Below are 18,458 nucleotides of genomic sequence, written 5' to 3' on the forward strand. Positions count from 1 at the left end.
GGGTTCGCGCGGACGCCCGAACCACCCCCGAACGTCCCTCAGTCGTCGAACGCTTCGGCGAGCCGCTCCGCCAGATTCAGGGCCCTGTCCTGCATTTCCTCGCTGTCCGGCACCACCGTCGTGGTCGCCGGCTGCTCCTCGTACTCCACCGTCACGATCACGTTCGACGTGCGGAACACCACAGTCACCGTGCGCTGCTTGCTCGTTCCGAGCGCGTCGTCGAGGAAGGCCTCGTCCCCGAGACCGTCGAGCGTGCGGGGCTGGAGGGAGGCGGTCGCGGAGGGGGTGGAGGAGCCGGAGGGCGCCAAGGAGCCGGAGGGTGATGCCGAGCGGGACGTGGAGGACGAGGGGCTCGCCGACTGCTCGGCGGTGGCCTCGCCCGTCCCCTCCGGCTCGTCCGTCTCCTCGTCCGTCCCCTCGCTCTCCTCGGCCGAGGCGGCCGGCGTCGGCTCCGGGAGGTCGGCCGCCTCGACCTTGCCGCCGTACACCTCCTGCGCCTTGCTGTCGTCGCTGACCGCGTTGGTGTACGACACGACACGCTCGAAGTCGACGAACAGGTAGTGGGTGGCGCCCGTGGACTCCACCTTCCAGCGACAGCCGGCCGTGCGGTCCGTGTCGTACGTCTGCGTCGCCTCGCCCTCGTACGCCTGATCGCGCTGGGTCGCGTCGGTGAGCTGCTTGATGCCGGGGAGGAGGGAGTCGAGGGTGCCGTGGTCGACCGAGACGCAGGGGTCCGGGAGCGTGTCGTAGCGGCCGGGCTGGGCGACGGTGGCCGACGCGGTGGCCTCGCCCGGGCGGGGGTCGTCCTTCGAACCGCTGTCGTCCGACCCCGTGCACGCGGCCAGCAGTGCCGCGAGGAGCACGGCGACGCCGGGTACGTACGCCTTCCGCTGCACGGTGGGGCTCCTCTCGACGGGGTCCCTCGGGACGCCTGCGCTGTCCTGCCTGTGGTTATTCACTTGCCGCCCGGGGGTGACCCCCGGGCACCATGTGTATCGCACGCACTGCCGTGGACGCCGGTTCGGTATCCCTTTCCTGGGCCTTGGCGCCGGTTTTGCGTTCTGAGACTTTCATCTGTCTTTCGGGGGAATGAGGGCGTTATGTCGTACGTCGAGATACCGGGCGCGAAGGTACCCATCCGTATGTGGACCGATCCCGCGTCGGTCGAGGAGGGGGCCCTGCAGCAGCTCCGCAACGTGGCGACGTTGCCGTGGATCAAGGGTCTGGCCGTGATGCCGGACGTCCACTACGGCAAGGGCGCGACCGTCGGGTCCGTCATCGCGATGCGCGGCGCGGTCTGTCCCGCGGCGGTGGGCGTCGACATCGGCTGCGGAATGTCCGCGGTCAAGACGTCCCTGACGGCGGGCGACCTTCCCGGGGACCTGTCCCGGCTGCGGTCGAAGATCGAGCAGGCGATTCCGGTGGGACGGGGGATGCACGACGACCCCGTCGATCCGGGGCGGCTGCACGGGTTCGCCGCCGGGGGGTGGGACGGGTTCTGGGGGCGGTTCGACGGGGTCGCGGAAGCGGTCAAGTTCCGTCACGACCGGGCGGAGAAGCAGATGGGGACGCTCGGATCCGGCAACCACTTCGTCGAGGTGTGCACGGATTCGACCGGTTCTGTCTGGTTGATGCTGCACTCCGGCTCCCGGAACATCGGCAAGGAGTTGGCGGACCATCACATCGGCGTCGCCCGGGAGCTCCCGCACAACCAGGGGCTGGTCGACCGCGACCTCGCCGTCTTCGTCGCGGACACCCCGCAGATGGCGGCGTACCGCAACGACCTGTTCTGGGCGCAGGAGTACGCGAAGTACAACCGCTCGATCATGATGGCGCTCCTCAAGGACGTCGTCCGCAAGGAGTTCAAGAAGGCGAAGCCGACCTTCGAGCCCGAAATCAGCGCGCACCACAACTACGTGGCCGAGGAGCGCTATGACGGCATGGACCTCCTGGTGACCCGTAAGGGCGCGATCCGCGCGGGCTCCGGCGAGTACGGGATCATCCCGGGCTCGATGGGCACCGGCTCGTACATCGTGAAGGGCCTCGGGAACGAGAAGGCCTTCAACTCGGCGTCGCACGGCGCCGGTCGGCGCATGAGCCGGACGGCCGCGAAGCGCCGCTTCTCGACGAAGGACCTGGAGGAGCAGACGCGGGGCGTGGAGTGCCGCAAGGACTCCGGCGTCGTGGACGAGATCCCGGGCGCCTACAAGCCGATCGAGCAGGTCATCGACCAGCAACGGGACCTGGTGCAGGTGGTGGCGAAGCTGAAGCAGGTCGTGTGCGTGAAGGGCTGAGGCCCCGCCGCGCACGGCCGCTTCCCATAGCGTTTTCGTTTCCCGCGGCCGTTCGGAAGAAGCGCGTCCGTGGATCACCGCATGTATCCACGGGGGCGCCGACTCAGACGTCCCGCCCGGCGGGAAACCCCGCTCGGAGCACCGTGCGAAGCTGAGGGCCATGGTCCTCGCCCGCTCCGTCGCCCTGTTCGTGCTCGCCGCGCTGTTCGAGATCGGCGGGGCCTGGCTGGTGTGGCAGGGGGTGCGGGAGCACCGGGGGTGGGTGTGGATCGGGGCGGGGGTGGTGGCCCTGGGGGCGTACGGGTTCGTGGCGACGCTCCAGCCGGACGCGCACTTCGGGCGGATCCTCGCCGCGTACGGCGGGATCTTCGTGGCCGGGTCGATCGCCTGGGGGATGGTCGCGGACGGCTACCGGCCCGACCGCTGGGACGTGACGGGCGCGCTGGTCTGCCTCGCGGGCATGGCGGTGATCATGTACGCCCCGCGCGGCGGGTGACGGCCGATGCCGTCCGACTGTCCTCGCTACGAGGGCTGGGCCAGTTCCTCCGGCAGCAGGCCGAGCTGGTTCAGGAACTCCAGCTGGTCGAAGTAGAGCCGGTAGCTGGTGATCTGCCCGTCCCGGACGGTGGCGAAGTCGACGCCACGGATCCTGATGTCCTTCTGGGTCGCGGGGAGGGACGTTCCGTCGGGGAACTCCAGCGGGCCGGTGTTCCTGCCGCTGTAGATCCCTTCGTCGACAGCCGTGTCGCCGACCTCGTACGACGTGATCGATTCGAACGTGGCCTCGGGCACGGCGTCCGTCATCTGCCGCCAGTACTCGCCGATGGCGTCCCGGCCTTGGAGTTCGCCGCCGTCGGGGGTGTGGGCGACCGCGTCCTCCGCGAAGAGGTTCGCGATGGTCTTCGGGTCCTGGTGTGTGGTGAGCGCCTCGGTGAGCTGGTCCATCAGCTCGCGCGCCTGTCCCATGATCCACCTCCTGTACCGCGATGTACCGGGGATCACCCGTCTCATTGTCTCACCGCCCGCCTATCCTGGCCGGGCGGGAACCGTTCGACCGCCGGTCGGTTCCCTGCCCGGTCCCGGCCGGTCCCGTTCGATTCCGTACCGCCCCAGGAGCAGCTCATGGCCACCGCCGCACCGTCCGCCGCCTCCCGCATCGCCGTCGTCACCGGGGCGAGCAGCGGGATCGGCGCCGCCACGGCCCGGCAGCTGGCCGCGGCCGGGTATCGCGTCGTGCTGACCGCGCGCCGCAAGGACCGTATCGAGGCGCTGGCCGAGGAGATCAACGGCGGCGGCGGGCAGGCCACGGCGTACGCCCTGGACGTCACGGACCGCGTGGCGGTGGACGAGTTCGCGAGCGCGTTCAGGACCATCGGTGTGCTGGTCAACAACGCGGGCGGCGCGCTCGGCGCCGACCCGGTCGCGACCGGCGATCCGGCCGACTGGCGCACGATGTACGAGACGAACGTCATCGGCACGCTCCACATCACCCAGGCCCTGCTGCCCGCGCTGACCGCGAGCGGTGACGGCACGGTGGTCGTGGTGTCGTCGACGGCCGGGCACGGGACGTACGAGGGTGGTGGGGGCTATGTCGCCGCCAAGCACGGTGCGCACGTGCTCGCGGAGACGCTGCGGCTGGAGATCGTGGGCACGCCGGTCCGGGTCATCGAGGTCGCGCCCGGCATGGTGAAGACGGACGAGTTCGCGCTGACCCGCTTCGGCGGCGACGCGGCGAAGGCGGCGAGCGTCTACGAGGGCGTCGCCGAGCCCCTGACCGCCGACGACGTCGCCGACACGATCACCTGGGCGGTCACCCGGCCCAGCCACGTCAACGTCGACCTGCTCGTCCTGCGCCCCCGCGCCCAGGCCTCCAACACCAAGGTCCACCGGGAGCTGTGATGGCACCAGACGGCGGGGAGCCGACGGCCGAGAAGCGCCGGCTCGCCGAGGAGAAGAAGAACGAGCGGTACATGTGGTGGTACCTCGGGTACTTCCTCTTCGGCATCCACATCGTGGCGTTCGTGATGATCTACGCGGTCACGCACGCGAAGTAGTGGAGTAGCCGCGGGCGGCCGCCGGGTCAGGCCGGGGACACCGCTTCCGCGTACGCCGTCGGCGGCACCCCGACCGTCGCGGTGAAGTCGCGGACGAGATGGGCCTGGTCGGCGTAGCCGAGGTCGGCGGCGAGGGCGGCCCAGTCGATCGCCCGGTCGGTCTCGGCGCGTTCCAGGGCCTCGTGGATGCGGTAGCGGAGGATCACCCACTTGGGGCCGACGCCGACGTACGCGGAGAACAGGCGCTGCAGGAGTCGTACGGACAGGCCCTCGGCGCGGGCGAAGTCGGTGACGCGGCGGATCGTGCGGTCGGTGCGGATGCGCTCGACGAGGGCCATGGCGAGGTCGGCCTGGGGGTCGGGGTGTGGGGCGAGCCCCGTGAGGAACGCGTCGAGGGCGGCGACGCGGGCGTCCTCGTCGTCGGGGGCGAGGATCGCGGCCGGGTCGATGTCGGTGTCCCGGAACGCCTCGGGCTGTCGTACGCGGCGGCCGGTCCAGTCCGTCGCGGGGTGGGACGGGGTGAAGGGGCGGAAGCCGCCGGGGCGGAACTGGATACCGCAGACCCGGCCCCGGCCCTCCAGTTTCTGGGCGAAGAGGCCGAGGCCGATCCCGGAGATCTCGGCGAAGGGCGCCTGTCCCTCGTACCGCTGGAAGACGACGTTCACCGACGGGTGCGGGACGACCTGGGAGACGTACGGCTCGGGCAGGTCCCAGTCGATCAGCCAGTAGTGCTCCAGGTACGGGCGGAGCGGCTCGGCGGGTTCGCGGCGGCGGAAGCGGACCCGGGCGAAGAGCTCCGGGGCGTCGACGATGCCGCGGGTGTCACGGCGTGGGGCGGCCATGAGGCGATGGTAGGGACCGCCACTGACAGTGGCCCTCGGTACCGCCGCCTGCACTGCCCCTGAGAGCACCGCTCCCACCGGAGGAATAGTGGAGAGGGGGCCCTCGTTCACCGGTATAGTTGAATCGTGAACAACCTCGGAGGGTGGCAGCGATGATGCAGTTCGGGATCTTCAGCGTCGGTGATGTGACGCCGGACCCCACCACGGGCCGGACGCCGACCGAGCGCGAGCGCATCAAGGCGATGGTCGAGATCGCGCTGAAGGCGGAGGAGGTCGGGCTCGACGTCTTCGCCACCGGGGAGCACCACAACCCTCCGTTCGTGCCGTCGTCGCCGACCACGATGCTCGGTTACGTCGCCGCGCGCACGGAGAAGCTGATCCTCTCCACCTCCACCACCCTCATCACCACCAACGACCCGGTGAAGATCGCCGAGGACTTCGCGATGCTCCAGCACCTGGCCGACGGGCGGGTGGACCTGATGATGGGGCGCGGCAACACCGGGCCCGTCTACCCGTGGTTCGGGCAGGACATCCGGCAGGGCATCAACCTCGCCGTCGAGAACTACGCGCTGCTGCACCGCCTGTGGCGCGAGGACGTCGTCAACTGGGAGGGCAAGTTCCGCTCGCCGCTCCAGGGCTTCACCTCCACGCCCCGCCCGCTGGACGACGTACCGCCGTTCGTCTGGCACGGCTCCATCCGCTCGCCCGAGATCGCCGAGCAGGCCGCGTACTACGGCGACGGCTTCTTTCACAACAACATCTTCTGGCCGGCCGACCACACCAAGCGGATGGTCGAGCTGTACCGGCAGCGGTACGCGCACTACGGGCACGGCACGCCCGAGCAGGCGATCGTCGGCCTCGGCGGACACATCTTCATGCGCAGGAACTCGCAGGACGCGGTACGGGAGTTCCGGCCGTACTTCGACGTCGCGCCGGTGTACGGCAACGGGCCGTCCCTGGAGGACTTCACCGACCAGACCCCGCTGACCGTCGGGTCCCCGCAGCAGGTGATCGAGAAGACGCTGGCGTTCCGGGAGTACGCCGGTGACTACCAGCGGCAGCTGTTCCTCGTCGACCACGCGGGGCTGCCCCTGAAGACCGTCCTGGAGCAGCTCGACATGCTCGGCGAGGAGGTCGTGCCGGTGCTGCGGGAGGAGTTCGCGAAGGGGCGGCCGGCGGACGTGCCGGACGCGCCGACGCACGGATCGCTGCTGGCGGCGGCGGAGAAGGAGAGGGTCGCGTGAATGCCGCGGGAGGGCGTCGCAGGAAGCTGGTCGTCGTCTCGGCGGGGCTGAGTGTGCCGTCGTCCACGCGGTTGCTGGGGGACCGGCTGGCCGCGGCGGTGGCCGGGCACGACACCTCGGTGGAGGTCCAGGTCGTCGAAGTGCGCGAGCTGGCCGTGGAGATCGCGCACCACCTCACCAACGGGTTCCCGGGCCGGAAGCTCGCCGCCGCGTCGGACGCGGTGGCCGGGGCCGACGGGCTCGTCGTGGTGACGCCGGTGTTCTCCGCCTCGTACAGCGGGTTGTTCAAGTCGTTCTTCGATGTGCTCGACCGTGACGCGCTGGCGGGGAAGCCGGTGTTGATCGCCGCCACCGGAGGGTCGGCCCGGCATTCGCTGGTGCTGGAGCACGCGATGCGGCCGTTGTTCGCGTATCTGCGGGCCGTGGTGGTGCCCACGGGTGTGTATGCCGCGTCCGAGGACTGGGGTGCGCAGGGGCTGGCCGGGCGGATCGAGCGGGCGGCGTCCGAGTTGGGCGGGTTGATGGCCGGGCTTTCGGGGAGCGGCGTCGCGTCGTCCGCCGAGCCGGAGGAGTTCGTCGTCGTTCCCTTCGCGGAGCGGTTGGCGGCGCTGAAGGGCTGAGAGCTGAAGGGCTGAGAAGCGCCGCCCGGAGCGCGGGGGCGGTCAGGCCGCGGGCTGTTTGTGGTTGCTCGCGCCCGCGCGGCGGAGCCGCACGGGTGACAGCCCCGCGCCCCTGAGGAAAGCCGGGGCCGCCCTCTTCCCGGCACGCACCCGGCGTCGCAGCCAGGCCCTCGCCCTCGTCGACTCCCGTTCCCAGGCGCGTCGGCGCCTGGTCTCGCGCAGGTCCGCGAACAGGTGCTCGTACCTGGCGACGATCGGGGCCGCGTCGTAGCGGTGGGCGCTCGCCAGGGCGGCTCGGCCCATGGCGCGGCGCAGGGACGGGTCGGCGGTGAGGTCGAGGATGGCGTCGGCGAGGGCGTGGGGGTCGTCGACGGGCACGAGACGGCCGTCGGTGCCGTCGGTGATGATCTCGGCGGGGCCCAGCGGGCAGTCCGTGCTGACGACCGGGACGCCGCAGCGCATGGCCTCGACGAGGGTCATGCCGAAGGACTCGGCCTCGGAGGCGCTGACGACGATCGAGGCGCGCGCGAACTCCTCCTCGATGGGGGTGTGCGGGCCCATCAGGGAAGCGCGGTCGGTGAGGTGGAGGTCCTGGATGAGGGTTTCCAGACGGCCCTGCTGCTTGCCGCCGCCGTAGATGCGCAGCTGCCAGTCGGGTTCCTTCGCGGCGACCTTCGCGAACGCCTCCAGGAGGAGGTCGAAGCGTTTGCCCCGGGCGAGGCGGCCGGCGGCCGCGATGACGGGGGCCGCGCAGTCCGACGGGGCGACCCCGGACTCCGGGACGATGTTGGGCACCGACATCACCCGTACGCCCGGCAGGTTCATCCGTGCGCGGTACACCGCCGCGTCCGCCGCCGTGGTCGTGACGACCGCGTCCAGGGTGCGGTAGCGGTGGGCGAGGACCCTGCGGAGCTGCTTGGTGTGGGCGTCGTGCCGCAGGTGCTCCTGGCCGATGCGCAGGGCGCGGCGGGGTGCGAAGCGGGAGACGTAGACGTTGAGGCCGGGGCGGGTGCCGATGACGACGTCCGCGCCGCAGCGGGCCAGATAGGCGCGGGCCCGGAGGTCGGTGAGACGGCTGTACTGGCGGTGCCGCTTGTCCTCCGCCGGGAAGTCCGTGGCGGGTTGCGCCTGGGCCGGATCGCGCAGGTCGGGGCTGTACGCGCGGATGTCCACCAGGGGGACGAGCGTGACCCTGGGGTCGACCGTGAAGCGCGGTGCGTCCAGATGGCGGGCCATCGAGGCGATCTCCACGTCGTGGTGGTCCGCGAGCGCCGACGCCAGGTTCAGCGTCGTACGGACGGTGCCGCCGATGGCGTACGCGTTGTGCAGCAGAAACACGATCTTCTTGCGGCGGCTCAAGGCCCTACCTTCCCGATGGCGTGAGCGATGCGGTGATGCAGTTGTACGAGGGTGGCGTAGTTGTCCGTTGATGCGGTTGGTCATGACGGTTTGGATGGTTCAGACCCTTTGTACTCCATCTGCTCGCTCTGCCCGGGTTCCCGTGCGGGCGGGTGTCACACGGACACGCTGCTCCGGAGTGGTAAGTCCGCCGCGCGGTCGGGGTGAGAGGCCGGTAAGAAGGGCGGCCCGGTGCTCCCGGCGAGGTGGTGGGCGCCCGTGACCTTGGCAGACTGGTGGGGTGCCCCAGAACGTGCTGCTCGCCGAGGACGACCGCGCCATCCGCCATGCCCTGGAACGCGCGCTGACCCTGGAGGGGTACGAGGTCACGGCGGTCGCCGACGGCGTCGAGGCGCTCGCCCAGGCGCACCGCACCCAGCCCGACGTGCTCGTGCTCGACGTGATGATGCCCGGCATAGACGGCCTCCAGGTCTGCCGGGTGCTGCGCGCGGAGGGCGACCGGACGCCGATCCTGATGCTCACCGCGCTCGTGGAGACCGCCGACCGGATCGCCGGCCTCGACGCCGGCGCGGACGACTACGTCGTCAAACCGTTCGACGTGGAAGAGGTGTTCGCGCGGCTGCGCGCACTGCTGCGGCGGACGGGCAACGCGGACGGCTTCGCGAAGCCGCTCCCGTCGCCGGCCGGCGCGCCTCCCGCCGCCGGGGCCGCGGCCCCGGACGCCGGCGGGCTGCTCACGGCCGCCGGGCTGCGGATGGACGTACAGGCGCGGCGGGCGTGGCGCGGGGCGCGGGAACTGGAGCTGACCCGGACCGAGTTCGACCTGCTCGAACTGCTCGTCCGCAACGCGGGGATCGTCCTCGACCACGCGACGATCTACGACCGCATCTGGGGCTACGACTTCGGGCCCGGCTCCAAGAACCTCGCCGTCTACGTCGGTTATCTGCGCCGCAAGCTCGACGAGCCCGGGGCGCCGGCGCTGATCCACACCGTGCGGGGTGTCGGGTACGCGCTGCGGGAAGACTGAGGGCGGCGCCGGTGCCGCCGCGTCTCGTCCGGGCGTTGTCCCGGCTGCTCTCCCGGCTGCGTCCGGTCCCCTCGCTGCGGGCGACGTTCACCGTGTCGTTCGTGGCGGTGGCGTGTGTGGTCACCGTCCTCGTCGGGATCCTCAGCTACAGCGCGGCGGCGCGGCTGGTGCGGGTCGACGAGCAGACCGTGTTCGTCGAGGTCGTGCGTGATCTGCGGGAACTGGTCGAGCAGGACCCGCTGGCGCCGGAGGACTTCGCGCCCAGCGACAGCGGCGGCCCGCGCGACGACCTGATCCGCTCCGGCCGTACGGACGTCCAGGTGCTCGGCCCGAAGGGGGAGATCCTCGACGAGGGCGCCCCCGGCCTGCCCGTCCGCGACGCCGACCGCCGTACCGCCGACGCGGCCCTGGCCGGGGTGATGGTCGAGCACGGCGAGGTCGAGGTCGGCGACGACCGCTACCGGGTCGTGACCGTCGCGCTCGGTGGCGGCCGGGGTGCCGTGCAGGTCGCGCAGGAGTTCAGCGACACGGAGGACCTGCTGCGGGAGCTGCAGCAGCGGACCCTGCTGTTCGTGTCCGGCATCGTCATCTCGGCCGGGTTGTTCGGGTGGTGGCTGGCGCGGCGGCAGACGCGGCGCCTGGTGCAGTTGGCGGGGGCGGCGGAGGACGTGGCCCGGACCGGGCATCTGGGCATCCAGGTGCCGGTCGCGGGCCGGGACGAGGTGGGCCGCCTGGGGCGTTCCTTCGACCGCATGCTGGTCCGCCTCGCCCAGTCGGAGGAGGACCAGCGGCGCCTGGTCCAGGACGCCGGGCACGAACTGCGCACCCCCCTCACGTCCCTCCGTACGAACATCTCGCTGCTCCGGCGCATCGACGAACTGCCGCCCCGGATACGCGAGGAACTCGTCGACGACCTCTCCCAGGAGGCCCTCGAACTGACCGACCTGGTCAACGAGTTGGTCGACCTCGCGGCCGGGCAGTCCAGCACCGAGCCGGTGCAGCGGGTGCAGTTGGCCGACCTCGCGGAGGACGTCGCGGGGACCGCCCGCCGGCGCACCGGGCGCGAGGTCGTCGTCCGCGTGGCCGGTGACACGACCGTCGAGGGGCGGGCCGGGGCCCTGCAGCGGGCCATCTCGAACCTGGTGGAGAACGCGGCCAAGTTCGACCGCGCGGGCTCCGGCGCGATCGTGGTCGTCGTCGCGCGGGGGTCGGCGGGGGCCCTCGGAGAGCTGGGCGAACTCGGGGAACTGGGGGACCTGGGCGACCTGGGCGACTTCGGCGAACCAGCCGGACCGGGCCGGCCCGGCGACGACTCCGACGTCGTCCGCGTCGAGGTCCTCGACCGGGGTCCCGGCGTCCCCGACTGCGACCTCGAACGCATCTTCGACCGCTTCTACCGCGCCCCGGACGCCCGCAGCCTGCCCGGGTCCGGGCTCGGCCTGTCGATCGTCCGGGCGGTGGCGGCCGCGCACGGCGGGGCGCCGTTCGCGTTCCGGCGGGAGGGCGGGGGGTTGGTGACGGGGTTCACCGTGCGGGGGGTCGAGGGGTGAAGGGCGGACGGGCGTGACTGTCCGCCCAGGGGCGGCCAGCTCGGTCGAGAGCCCTGTACTCGTCCGGCGGTCCGGCCGGTTCCGGGTGTTCCGCCCAGTGGGAGGGGCCGCGGATCGTCGGCATCGCCCAGTGCCACGCCCCGTCGTGGAAGGTGAGACCGCGGTACGGCTGGTCGCGCGGCGTCAGCGTGCGGGGCCCCTGTTCCACAGGTGTGATGGTTCGGGGCCTCTCCCGCGCCTCTGGCTGTACCTGTGCGGCCAGGTCGCGCGAGGGGGACCGGCCTCCCGGGCCCGGACGACGCACAGGAGGCGTGTCGCCGCTCCGGGGTCAGTACGCCGGGGGCCAGCTCGCCCAAGACCGTTCGGGGCACGCGGCTGAACCGGCCTTCCGTCATCGCGGTGCTCTGCCGGGGTGAGCCCCCCGGAGTGCGTCCGTCACGCGGCGGGCCGGGCCGCCCCCGCGCTCCAGCGGCCGAGTACCGGTTCGGTGAGGGTGCGGGCCGTCCAGCAGAGCGTCTGGCCGTGGCGTTCGAAGAGGTCGTCGCGGTCGTCGAAGTGGCCGAGGTCGGCGACGACCTGGGCGGAGAGGTCGCAGGCGGAGCCGGACGCGGTGCCGCAGGTGTCCCACCGGACGCCCGTACGGGCGATCGCGTCGAAGAGGGTCTCACCGCCTCTGTTGGCGAAGCCGCCACCGCCGGCGTCGGGGCCGTCGAAGAGTTCGCCGACCGGCACCCACGCGCCGCTGATCCTGAACTCCGGCCAGGCCAGCAGGACCTGCTCCGGCACGAACGGCTTCAGCCGCGGGAACCGTGGATACCAGAACGTCCCGTCCACGAGCAGCCCGCGCACCCGCGTCCGTACCCGGACGGCCCGGGCGACCGCCTCCAGCGCCGCCATCCGCTGACTGCACGAGCCGCGCCCCAGCCGCAGCGTCCGCGACACCCGTCGGCGGTCCTCCACCGAGTACACCGGCCGTACGTCCCGCGCGATGATCCGGTGCGCGGTCCGCAACGCGTCACGCGGCGTCGCCTCGCCCAGCACCCGGCGCGCGACCGCCCCGACCAGCGGGTCGTCGTGGTCCAGGATCACCGTGGCCCGCGTGGACCCGACCACGTCCGCCGGTTCCCGGGCCAGCGTCCCGGCCCGCTGGGCCTGCGCGTTGTACGACATGAGCAACCGACTGGTCATGACAGTTCTGTCCCCGTACCCGTCTCGTTCCCGCTCCCCCGGGGAGCGCCGCCCGTCCCCTGCGGGCACCCTCGGCCCATCATCACACGTCGTGCCGCCGGTTCGCGGGCCACTCGGGGGGAGGGCCGGGCCGCGGCTGCCGGGCCCCCGGCGACGCGCTTTCGTAGTACTTCCACCGACCCCATTGCGGCGGCGCGAACACGCCGACTACGGTCATTCCTGCGCTCACGGAGAGTGCTCGACTGGCTACTCACAAGCATCCCACCTCGCACTCAGCCCCGCCGCTCACAAACAGTCCGTCCGCAGTCGTCCGCATTCATCCGCAATCCACCCCTGTGTACCGCCAGTTGAAAGCGCACCCCGGGCCGTCGACACCCGAGGGGGAGCCACCGACGCGGTAGGGACCCGAGCAATCCCTTCTCGTCGCAACGGAGTTGATCAGCCATGACCGAAACTGCCCGTAGCCTCCCCGCCCCAATCCTCAGTGCCCCCTGGCTCTCGCCCGCGGCGACGACGTACACCCTGTTCTGCCCGTCCCTGGACACCTCCCCGCACATCGCCCGCGACTTCGTCACCAGTGTGCTGCGTGCCCTCGGTCTCGACGCCCTCGTCGACGCGGCCGCCCTGTGCACATCCGAACTGGTCACGAACGCCTGTGTGCACGCCAAAGGTGGAGGATCGGTTCTGTGGCTGGCGGTGGAGTCCTGGCGGGTCAGAGTGATCGTCTACGACGGTGACGAGAATCCGCCGGTCTTACGGGAGTTGACCCCGGGCGGGTGGGAGGAGGGCGGTCGCGGCCTCTACCTCGTGGACGCCCTCACCGAGGGGCACTGGGGAACCGCAGCCGCCCTCCCCAACGGCGGCGGCCTCGTCCATCCCGACGGCAAGGCGGTGTGGTTCGACCTGGCGGCACCGAACTAGTGCCCCACCCCTTCGCGCCGAGTGGTGACGCCCTTCACGCCGGATCTTCACGCCGGATACGCGTGGGTCTGCGCCGCCTTCACCGTCGCCCATACCGGGGTCCCCGTGTGCAGCCCCAGCTCGGCGGCGGCCACGGTCGTGAGGTCGGCGGTGAGGGAGAGTTCGCCCGTGAGGTCGGCACGGATCTGGTCGCCGTGCACCTCCAGGCCGGCCACCTCGCACCGCCAGAGGTTGCGGGCGCTGGAGCCGGTGGGCCGGTCGCGGTGGAGGGTGACGGCGCTCGGGGGGAAGGCGACGAAGACCGGGCCGGTGAGGTGGTCGGTGGTCGTGATCACCGCCGGGTCCGTGCCGGGGGCGTCCGTGCCGTGGGCGTCCGAGCCCGTCCCGCCCGAGCCGTGTACGTCCGAGCCCGCCCCGCCCGTGTCGCGTCCGCCCGTGCCGCGTCCGCCCGTGTCAGCGCTGCTCACGGCGGGCCCCGGGGGCCGTGTGCCGCTCGGGTCCTGCGCGTCCAGTCGTACGACGTGGCCCTCGGACCGCCCCCGGTACAGGTTCAGGCCGACCAGGTGGGCGATGTAGTCCGTGCGGGGGTGGCGGGCGATGTCGCCCGGGGTGCCCTCCTGGACCACTCGGCCGTGTTCGACCACGACGAGGCGGTCGGCCAGGACCATGGCGTCGAGGGGATCGTGGGTGACGAGTACGGCGACGGCATCGAACTCGGCGAGGTGGCGGCGGAGTTGGGCCCGTACGTCGAGGCGGGTACGGGCGTCCAGGGCGGCGAGGGGCTCGTCCAGGAGCAGCAGGCGGGGGCGGGTGGCGAGGGCGCGGGCGAGGGCGACGCGCTGGGCCTGGCCGCCGGAGAGGCGGCGCGGCTTGGTGCCGGCGTACTCGGCGAGGCCCATCCGGTCCAGCCACTCGGCGGCCTGTGCCCGGGCCGCCGCCTTGCCCAGGCCCTGGCAGCGGGGGCCGAACGCGATGTTGTCGAGGGCGGTGAGGTGCGGGAAGAGGAGGTAGTCCTGGAAGACGACGCCGACCGGGCGGGACTCCGGCGCCGTACGCTCCAACGCGGCGCCGTCCAGCCGTAGATGGCCGCCGGTGAGCGGGGTCAGGCCCGCCAGCGCGCGCAACGCGGTGGTCTTTCCGGCGCCGTTGGGGCCGAGCAGGGCCACCACGTCACCGGGGGCGGCCGTCAGGGAGACGTCCAGGCGGAAGTCACCACGCCGGACGACGAGGTGGGCGTCCAGACCTTCGGAGCGCCGGAAGCCTTCGGCGCCTTGAGAGCCGGCTGTCCCTTCGGTGCCGTCGGTCCCTTCGGCGAGAGGTGGCTCGGCGGCGATCGGTGCTTCACTCATGGGTCGCTTCCCTCCTCGTCACCGGCGTATCGCTCATGCGCCGCAGCCACCGGCTCACCCTTCGCTCACGCGCCACCGCCACCGCCACCGCCACCGCCTCGGCCTCGCTCACGACGCCGTCATCCACCGGTCCCGCAGACCCGCCAGTACCGCCACCGACACCGCGAGCAGGACCAGGCTGAGGGAGATCGCGGCGGCCGGGTCGCTCTGGAGGGCGAGGTAGACGGCCAGGGGCATGGTCTGGGTACGGCCGGGGAAGTTGCCGGCGAAGGTGATCGTCGCGCCGAACTCCCCCAGCGCCCGCGCCCAGGCGAGCACCGCGCCGGCGGCGATCCCGGGGGCGATCAGCGGCAGGGTCACCCGGCGGAACGCGGTGAACCGGGAGGCTCCCAGGGTGGCCGCGGCCTCCTCGTAGCGCGGGTCGGCGGCCCGGAGCGTGCCCTCGACGCTGATGACGAGGAACGGCATGGCCACGAACGCCTCCGCGATCACCACCCCGGTGGTGGTGAAGGGCAGGGTGAGCCCGAACCAGTCGTCCAGTAGCCGCCCGACGACCCCGTTGCGGCCGAGTGCCATCAGCAGGGCCACACCGCCGACCACCGGGGGCAGGACGAGGGGGAGGGTGACGAGGGCCCGTACGAGACCACGGCCCGGGAAGTCGACCCGGGCCAGCAGCCACGCCAACGGCACCCCGAGCACCAGGCTCACGGCCGTCGCCAGCGTCGCGCACACCAGCGACAGTCGCAGCGCCTCCCACACCTCCGCGCTGGTCAGCTGCTCCGGGAGGCTCGCCCACGGTGTCCGTACGAGCAGCGCGACCAGCGGCAGCACCAGGAACGCGAGGCCGAGCAGGGCGGGCAGGAGGAGAGGGACGGGGACGGAGCCGCGCAGGCGCCGTACCCGTGGCGGCCGTGCGGCTCCGCCTGTCACGGTCTTGCCGGGCAGGTTCCCGCCCGGCAAGGTCCCCCTGGTCCTGCCCCCGCCCGTCACGATGTCGGCCGTGTCGCCCTGGCCGGAGGACTGCGGGCTGCCGGGCGGCGGGCTGTCGGGCGGCGGGCTGTCGGGGGGCGGGCTGCCGGTAGGTCTGATCACGGCTTCAGGAACCCCGCCCCGGTCAGCACCTTCTGGCCTTCGGCGGACCGCACCAGTGCGATGAACGCCTTGGCGGCCTCGGCGTTCTGCGTGTCCTTGAGCTGGACGATCGGGTAGTCGTTGACGGCGTCGGCGGACTCGGGGAAGTCCACGCCCCGCACCTTGTCACCGGCGGCCCGTACATCCGTCCGGTAGACCACGGCGGCGTCGGCCTCCTTCAGCTCGACCTTCGTCAGCGAGGCCTTGACGTCCTGCTCGTAGGAGACAGGCGTGAGTGTCAATCTGGCGGCGTCCAGGGCCTTCTGGGCGGCGGCGCCACAGGGCACCTCCTTGTCGCACAGCACGACCTTGAGCCCGGACCTGGTGAGGTCCTTCAGGGAGGCGATCCTGTCGGGGTTGCCCGGCAGGGTCGCGATCTCCAGCCGGTTGCGGACGAAGGTGGCGGGTGTGCCGGAGGCGTCGCCCGCGTCCGTCACGATCGCCATGGTCCTGGGGCTGGCGGAGGCGAACACGTCCGCCGGGGCGCCGCCGGTGATGCTCGCGGCGAGGGAGTCGCTGCCGCCGAAGCTGAAGGTCACCTTCGTACCGGGGTGCTCGTCCTCGAACCGCTCGCCCAGCGTCGTGAAGCTCTCCTTCAGCGACGCGGCGGCGAACACGGTCACCGTGCCGGAGAGCCGCGCCGAGGAGCCGGAGCCGGACGCGGCCGCCGAGGAACCGGCGGTGTCGTCGGAGGAGGAGCAGGCGGTCAGGGTCACCAGCAGTGCGGTGGCACCCACGCCGGCGGCCAGACGCACGGAACGGCTCATCACGATCTCCCCTGCCCACTCCCTCGGAGCCCGCCTACCCGGCAGGCCGGACACCACGCCGACCATCCTGCCGCATGTGCCAGGGAAAAGTCTCCTGTCACATCGCATGAGCCAGGTCACCGAGGGGCGGGGGCGGGCATGTGCGTTCCCGTGAGAGGGGGTCGATCACGTCCGGTCGATGTGCACGTTCGTGGACTTCACCCGGGCCGTGGCCTCCATGCCGACCTCCAGGCCCAGTTCCTCCACGGCCTCCCGGGTGAGCAGGGAGACCAGGCGGTGCGGCCCCGCCTGGATCTCGACCTGGGCCGCCACGTCACCGAGTTTCACGGCGGTGACGATGCCGGCGAAGGCGTTGCGGGCCGACGTGTACGGGACGTCGGCCTCGTCGGTGGCACCCGAGGCCAGCTCCACGGAGAAGGCCGCGAGATCCTTCCCGTCGATGAGCCGGCGCCCGCTCTCGTCGCGCCGCGTCGCCACCCGGCCCGCGTCCGCCCATCGCCGTGCGGTGTCGGCACTCACCCCGAGCAGCCGCGCGGCCTGACCGATTGTGTAGGACTGCATGGACGCCAAGATATGCGTGTCGGCGGGGATGGGTGTCGGCACGGACGCGCGTCAGCGCGCCACGGCGCCGCCCGCGCCCGGTGCCGTACGCCGCTGCCCGCGCCCGGTGCCGTACGCCGCCCCGCCGCCCGAGCCCGGCCGACGGGTCGCCGGCCGAACCGGGCTCACCGCAGGGTGGCCAGGAACTTCCCCAGCCGGGCGATCCCCTCGCGCAGTTCGTCCGCCGAGGCCGCGTAGGAGAGGCGGACGTGGGTGTCGGCGGTGTGCGTGCCGAAGTCCCGGCCGGGTGTGAGGGCGACGTGCGCCTCCCGCAGGGCCCGCTCGCAGAACTGCCAGGACGTGAGGCCGGTGCCGCTGACGTCGAAGTAGACGTAGAAGGCCCCGTCCGGCGGCACCGGGACCGGCAGCCCGATCCGCGCCAGCCCGTCCAGGACGAGCGCGCGCCGCTCGCCGAACTCCACCCGGCGCGCCTCGCAGACCGCGAGGGACTCGGGGGTGAAGCAGGCGAGGGCGGCGTGCTGGGCGGGGGCGGAGGCGCAGAGGAAGTAGTTCTGGGCGAGGCGTTCCAGGGCCGGTACGAGGGGCTCGGGGACGACGCACCAGCCGAGCCGCCAGCCGGTCATGCCGAAGTACTTCGAGAAGCTGTTGATCACGACGGCACCCGGATCGAACGAGAGCGCGCTGCGCGGCGGCCGGCCCCGCTCGTCGTGGTCGCCGAGGTCGAGGTAGATCTCGTCGACGAGGCGCCACGCGTCGCGCTCGCGGGCGAGGTCGCAGAGGGCGGCGAGTTCGTCGGCCGGGACGGAGGTACCGGTGGGGTTGGACGGGGTGGCGACCATGAGCCCGCGCGTACGGTCCGTCCAGTGCGTTCGTACCGATGCCGCGTCCAGCTGGAACCGGCTCGCGGCGGTGGTGGGCACGAGGGTGACGTCGGCGCCGAAGCTCTCGACGATCTGCCGGTTGCAGGGATAGGAGGGGTCGCCGATGAGCACCTGGTCGCCGGGGTCGACGAGGGCGGCGGTGGCCAGCACGAGCGCGGCCGAGGCGCCGGCCGTGACGACGACCCGGCCCGGATCGACGTCGACACCGTGCCGGTCCCCGTAGAACCCGGCGATGGCCTCCCGCAGGGCCGGCAGTCCGAGCGCCGCGGTGTACGTCATCGGCCGCCCGTCCATGACCTCCCGCATCGCGTCCACGACGGCCGGGGGTGCGCCGAAGTCCGGCTCCCCGAGGCTGAGTTTGACGACGTCGTGGCCCTGGGCGGCCAGCGAGGCGGCCTGCTTGGCGAACTCCATGGCGTAGAAGGGGGCGACGGCCCGGGCGCGCCGCGAGATGCGCACTCCGCTCGCCCCGCCGACGTCGCTCGGGTCGCTCGCACTGCTCACGTCGTTCGCCTCGCCCGCGTTGCTCACATTGCTCATGCCGCTCATGCTGCGGCCCGGAGGCGGGTCGGGGCCAGCGGCGGCCGGGGTTCGGACACAGGGGGACCGGGGTCCGGACACGGGGGTCGGACACGGGGGTCGGCCGGGGGTCGGACAGGACGGAGGAAGG

The 18,458-nt window shown here is 72.3% G+C and carries 19 protein-coding genes; 9 read left to right on the plus strand and 10 right to left on the minus strand.

Annotated features, from left to right (window positions below):
- Window positions 1–38: 38 nt before the first annotated feature.
- On the minus strand, window positions 39–896 hold the full coding sequence (locus OG202_RS28700) for a DUF3558 domain-containing protein (RefSeq protein WP_327728299.1): 858 nt from the start codon (window positions 894–896) through the stop codon (window positions 39–41).
- A gap of 204 nt (window positions 897–1,100) precedes the next feature.
- Here OG202_RS28700 and OG202_RS28705 point away from each other — a divergent pair, with 204 nt between their 5' ends.
- Window positions 1,101–2,294: an RtcB family protein gene (locus OG202_RS28705; RefSeq protein ID WP_327728298.1), complete on the plus strand. Its 1,194-nt coding sequence runs from the start codon at window positions 1,101–1,103 to the stop codon at window positions 2,292–2,294.
- 160 nt (window positions 2,295–2,454) lie between these two features.
- Entirely contained in the window at window positions 2,455–2,790 is a 336-nt protein-coding gene (locus OG202_RS28710; RefSeq protein WP_327728297.1) for a YnfA family protein, read from the plus strand.
- Between the two features lie 26 nt (window positions 2,791–2,816).
- Here OG202_RS28710 and OG202_RS28715 read toward each other — a convergent pair whose 3' ends face one another.
- Entirely contained in the window at window positions 2,817–3,260 is a 444-nt protein-coding gene (locus tag OG202_RS28715) for an ester cyclase (protein ID WP_328223810.1), read from the minus strand.
- Window positions 3,261–3,416: 156 nt separating this feature from the next.
- Between OG202_RS28715 and OG202_RS28720 the strand changes: the two genes are divergently transcribed.
- Both OG202_RS28720 and OG202_RS28725 read left to right on the plus strand, forming a co-directional pair.
- Complete coding sequence (locus OG202_RS28720; protein ID WP_326579186.1) at window positions 3,417–4,193, plus strand: SDR family NAD(P)-dependent oxidoreductase; 777 nt, start codon at window positions 3,417–3,419, stop codon at window positions 4,191–4,193.
- The gene (locus OG202_RS28725) at window positions 4,193–4,348 is read left to right on the plus strand and encodes a hypothetical protein (protein WP_328223811.1); all 156 of its coding nucleotides are present in this window, start codon (window positions 4,193–4,195) and stop codon (window positions 4,346–4,348) included. The genes OG202_RS28720 and OG202_RS28725 overlap by 1 nt, the downstream gene beginning before the upstream one ends.
- A 26-nt stretch (window positions 4,349–4,374) precedes the next feature.
- Here OG202_RS28725 and OG202_RS28730 read toward each other — a convergent pair whose 3' ends face one another.
- A complete protein-coding gene (locus OG202_RS28730; protein WP_327728294.1) occupies window positions 4,375–5,190 on the minus strand; it encodes a helix-turn-helix transcriptional regulator in 816 nt (271 codons plus the stop codon).
- 155 nt (window positions 5,191–5,345) lie between these two features.
- Here OG202_RS28730 and OG202_RS28735 point away from each other — a divergent pair, with 155 nt between their 5' ends.
- Together OG202_RS28735 and OG202_RS28740 are read left to right on the plus strand one after the other, a co-directional pair.
- Window positions 5,346–6,434 carry an LLM class flavin-dependent oxidoreductase gene (locus OG202_RS28735; protein ID WP_327732147.1) on the plus strand — a complete coding sequence of 363 codons (1,089 nt, stop codon included), beginning with the start codon at window positions 5,346–5,348 and terminating at the stop codon, window positions 6,432–6,434.
- A complete protein-coding gene (locus tag OG202_RS28740) occupies window positions 6,431–7,054 on the plus strand; it encodes a CE1759 family FMN reductase (protein ID WP_328223812.1) in 624 nt (207 codons plus the stop codon). Before OG202_RS28735 ends, OG202_RS28740 begins: the two co-directional genes overlap by 4 nt.
- Before the next feature lie 42 nt (window positions 7,055–7,096).
- Here OG202_RS28740 and OG202_RS28745 read toward each other — a convergent pair whose 3' ends face one another.
- Entirely contained in the window at window positions 7,097–8,413 is a 1,317-nt protein-coding gene (locus OG202_RS28745; protein ID WP_328223813.1) for a glycosyltransferase family 4 protein, read from the minus strand.
- Window positions 8,414–8,693: 280 nt separating this feature from the next.
- On the opposite strand from OG202_RS28745, the gene OG202_RS28750 reads away from it, so the two are divergent.
- Complete coding sequence (locus OG202_RS28750) at window positions 8,694–9,440, plus strand: response regulator transcription factor (RefSeq protein WP_327728292.1); 747 nt, start codon at window positions 8,694–8,696, stop codon at window positions 9,438–9,440.
- A gap of 11 nt (window positions 9,441–9,451) precedes the next feature.
- Window positions 9,452–10,990 carry a sensor histidine kinase gene (locus OG202_RS28755; protein ID WP_328223814.1) on the plus strand — a complete coding sequence of 513 codons (1,539 nt, stop codon included), beginning with the start codon at window positions 9,452–9,454 and terminating at the stop codon, window positions 10,988–10,990.
- A gap of 435 nt (window positions 10,991–11,425) precedes the next feature.
- Here OG202_RS28755 and OG202_RS28760 read toward each other — a convergent pair whose 3' ends face one another.
- On the minus strand, window positions 11,426–12,178 hold the full coding sequence (locus tag OG202_RS28760; protein ID WP_328223815.1) for a transglutaminase domain-containing protein: 753 nt from the start codon (window positions 12,176–12,178) through the stop codon (window positions 11,426–11,428).
- A gap of 444 nt (window positions 12,179–12,622) precedes the next feature.
- Here OG202_RS28760 and OG202_RS28765 point away from each other — a divergent pair, with 444 nt between their 5' ends.
- Entirely contained in the window at window positions 12,623–13,099 is a 477-nt protein-coding gene (locus OG202_RS28765) for an ATP-binding protein (RefSeq protein WP_326579171.1), read from the plus strand.
- Window positions 13,100–13,146: 47 nt separating this feature from the next.
- Here OG202_RS28765 and OG202_RS28770 read toward each other — a convergent pair whose 3' ends face one another.
- From OG202_RS28770 to OG202_RS28790, 5 genes are all read right to left on the minus strand, one after another.
- Complete coding sequence (locus OG202_RS28770; protein ID WP_328223816.1) at window positions 13,147–14,448, minus strand: ABC transporter ATP-binding protein; 1,302 nt, start codon at window positions 14,446–14,448, stop codon at window positions 13,147–13,149.
- 108 nt (window positions 14,449–14,556) lie between these two features.
- Window positions 14,557–15,393, minus strand: coding sequence for a molybdate ABC transporter permease subunit (gene modB / locus OG202_RS28775; protein ID WP_405896089.1), 837 nt, complete (start codon window positions 15,391–15,393; stop codon window positions 14,557–14,559).
- A gap of 143 nt (window positions 15,394–15,536) precedes the next feature.
- Window positions 15,537–16,346 carry a molybdate ABC transporter substrate-binding protein gene (gene modA / locus OG202_RS28780; RefSeq protein ID WP_327728288.1) on the minus strand — a complete coding sequence of 270 codons (810 nt, stop codon included), beginning with the start codon at window positions 16,344–16,346 and terminating at the stop codon, window positions 15,537–15,539.
- Between the two features lie 165 nt (window positions 16,347–16,511).
- The gene (locus tag OG202_RS28785; protein ID WP_326579166.1) at window positions 16,512–16,907 is read right to left on the minus strand and encodes a TOBE domain-containing protein; all 396 of its coding nucleotides are present in this window, start codon (window positions 16,905–16,907) and stop codon (window positions 16,512–16,514) included.
- 164 nt (window positions 16,908–17,071) lie between these two features.
- Entirely contained in the window at window positions 17,072–18,247 is a 1,176-nt protein-coding gene (locus OG202_RS28790; RefSeq protein WP_328224734.1) for a pyridoxal phosphate-dependent aminotransferase, read from the minus strand.
- Between the last annotated feature and the right edge of the window lie 211 nt (window positions 18,248–18,458).

Source organism: Streptomyces sp. NBC_00310 (assembly GCF_036208085.1).
Classification (GTDB): domain Bacteria; phylum Actinomycetota; class Actinomycetes; order Streptomycetales; family Streptomycetaceae; genus Streptomyces.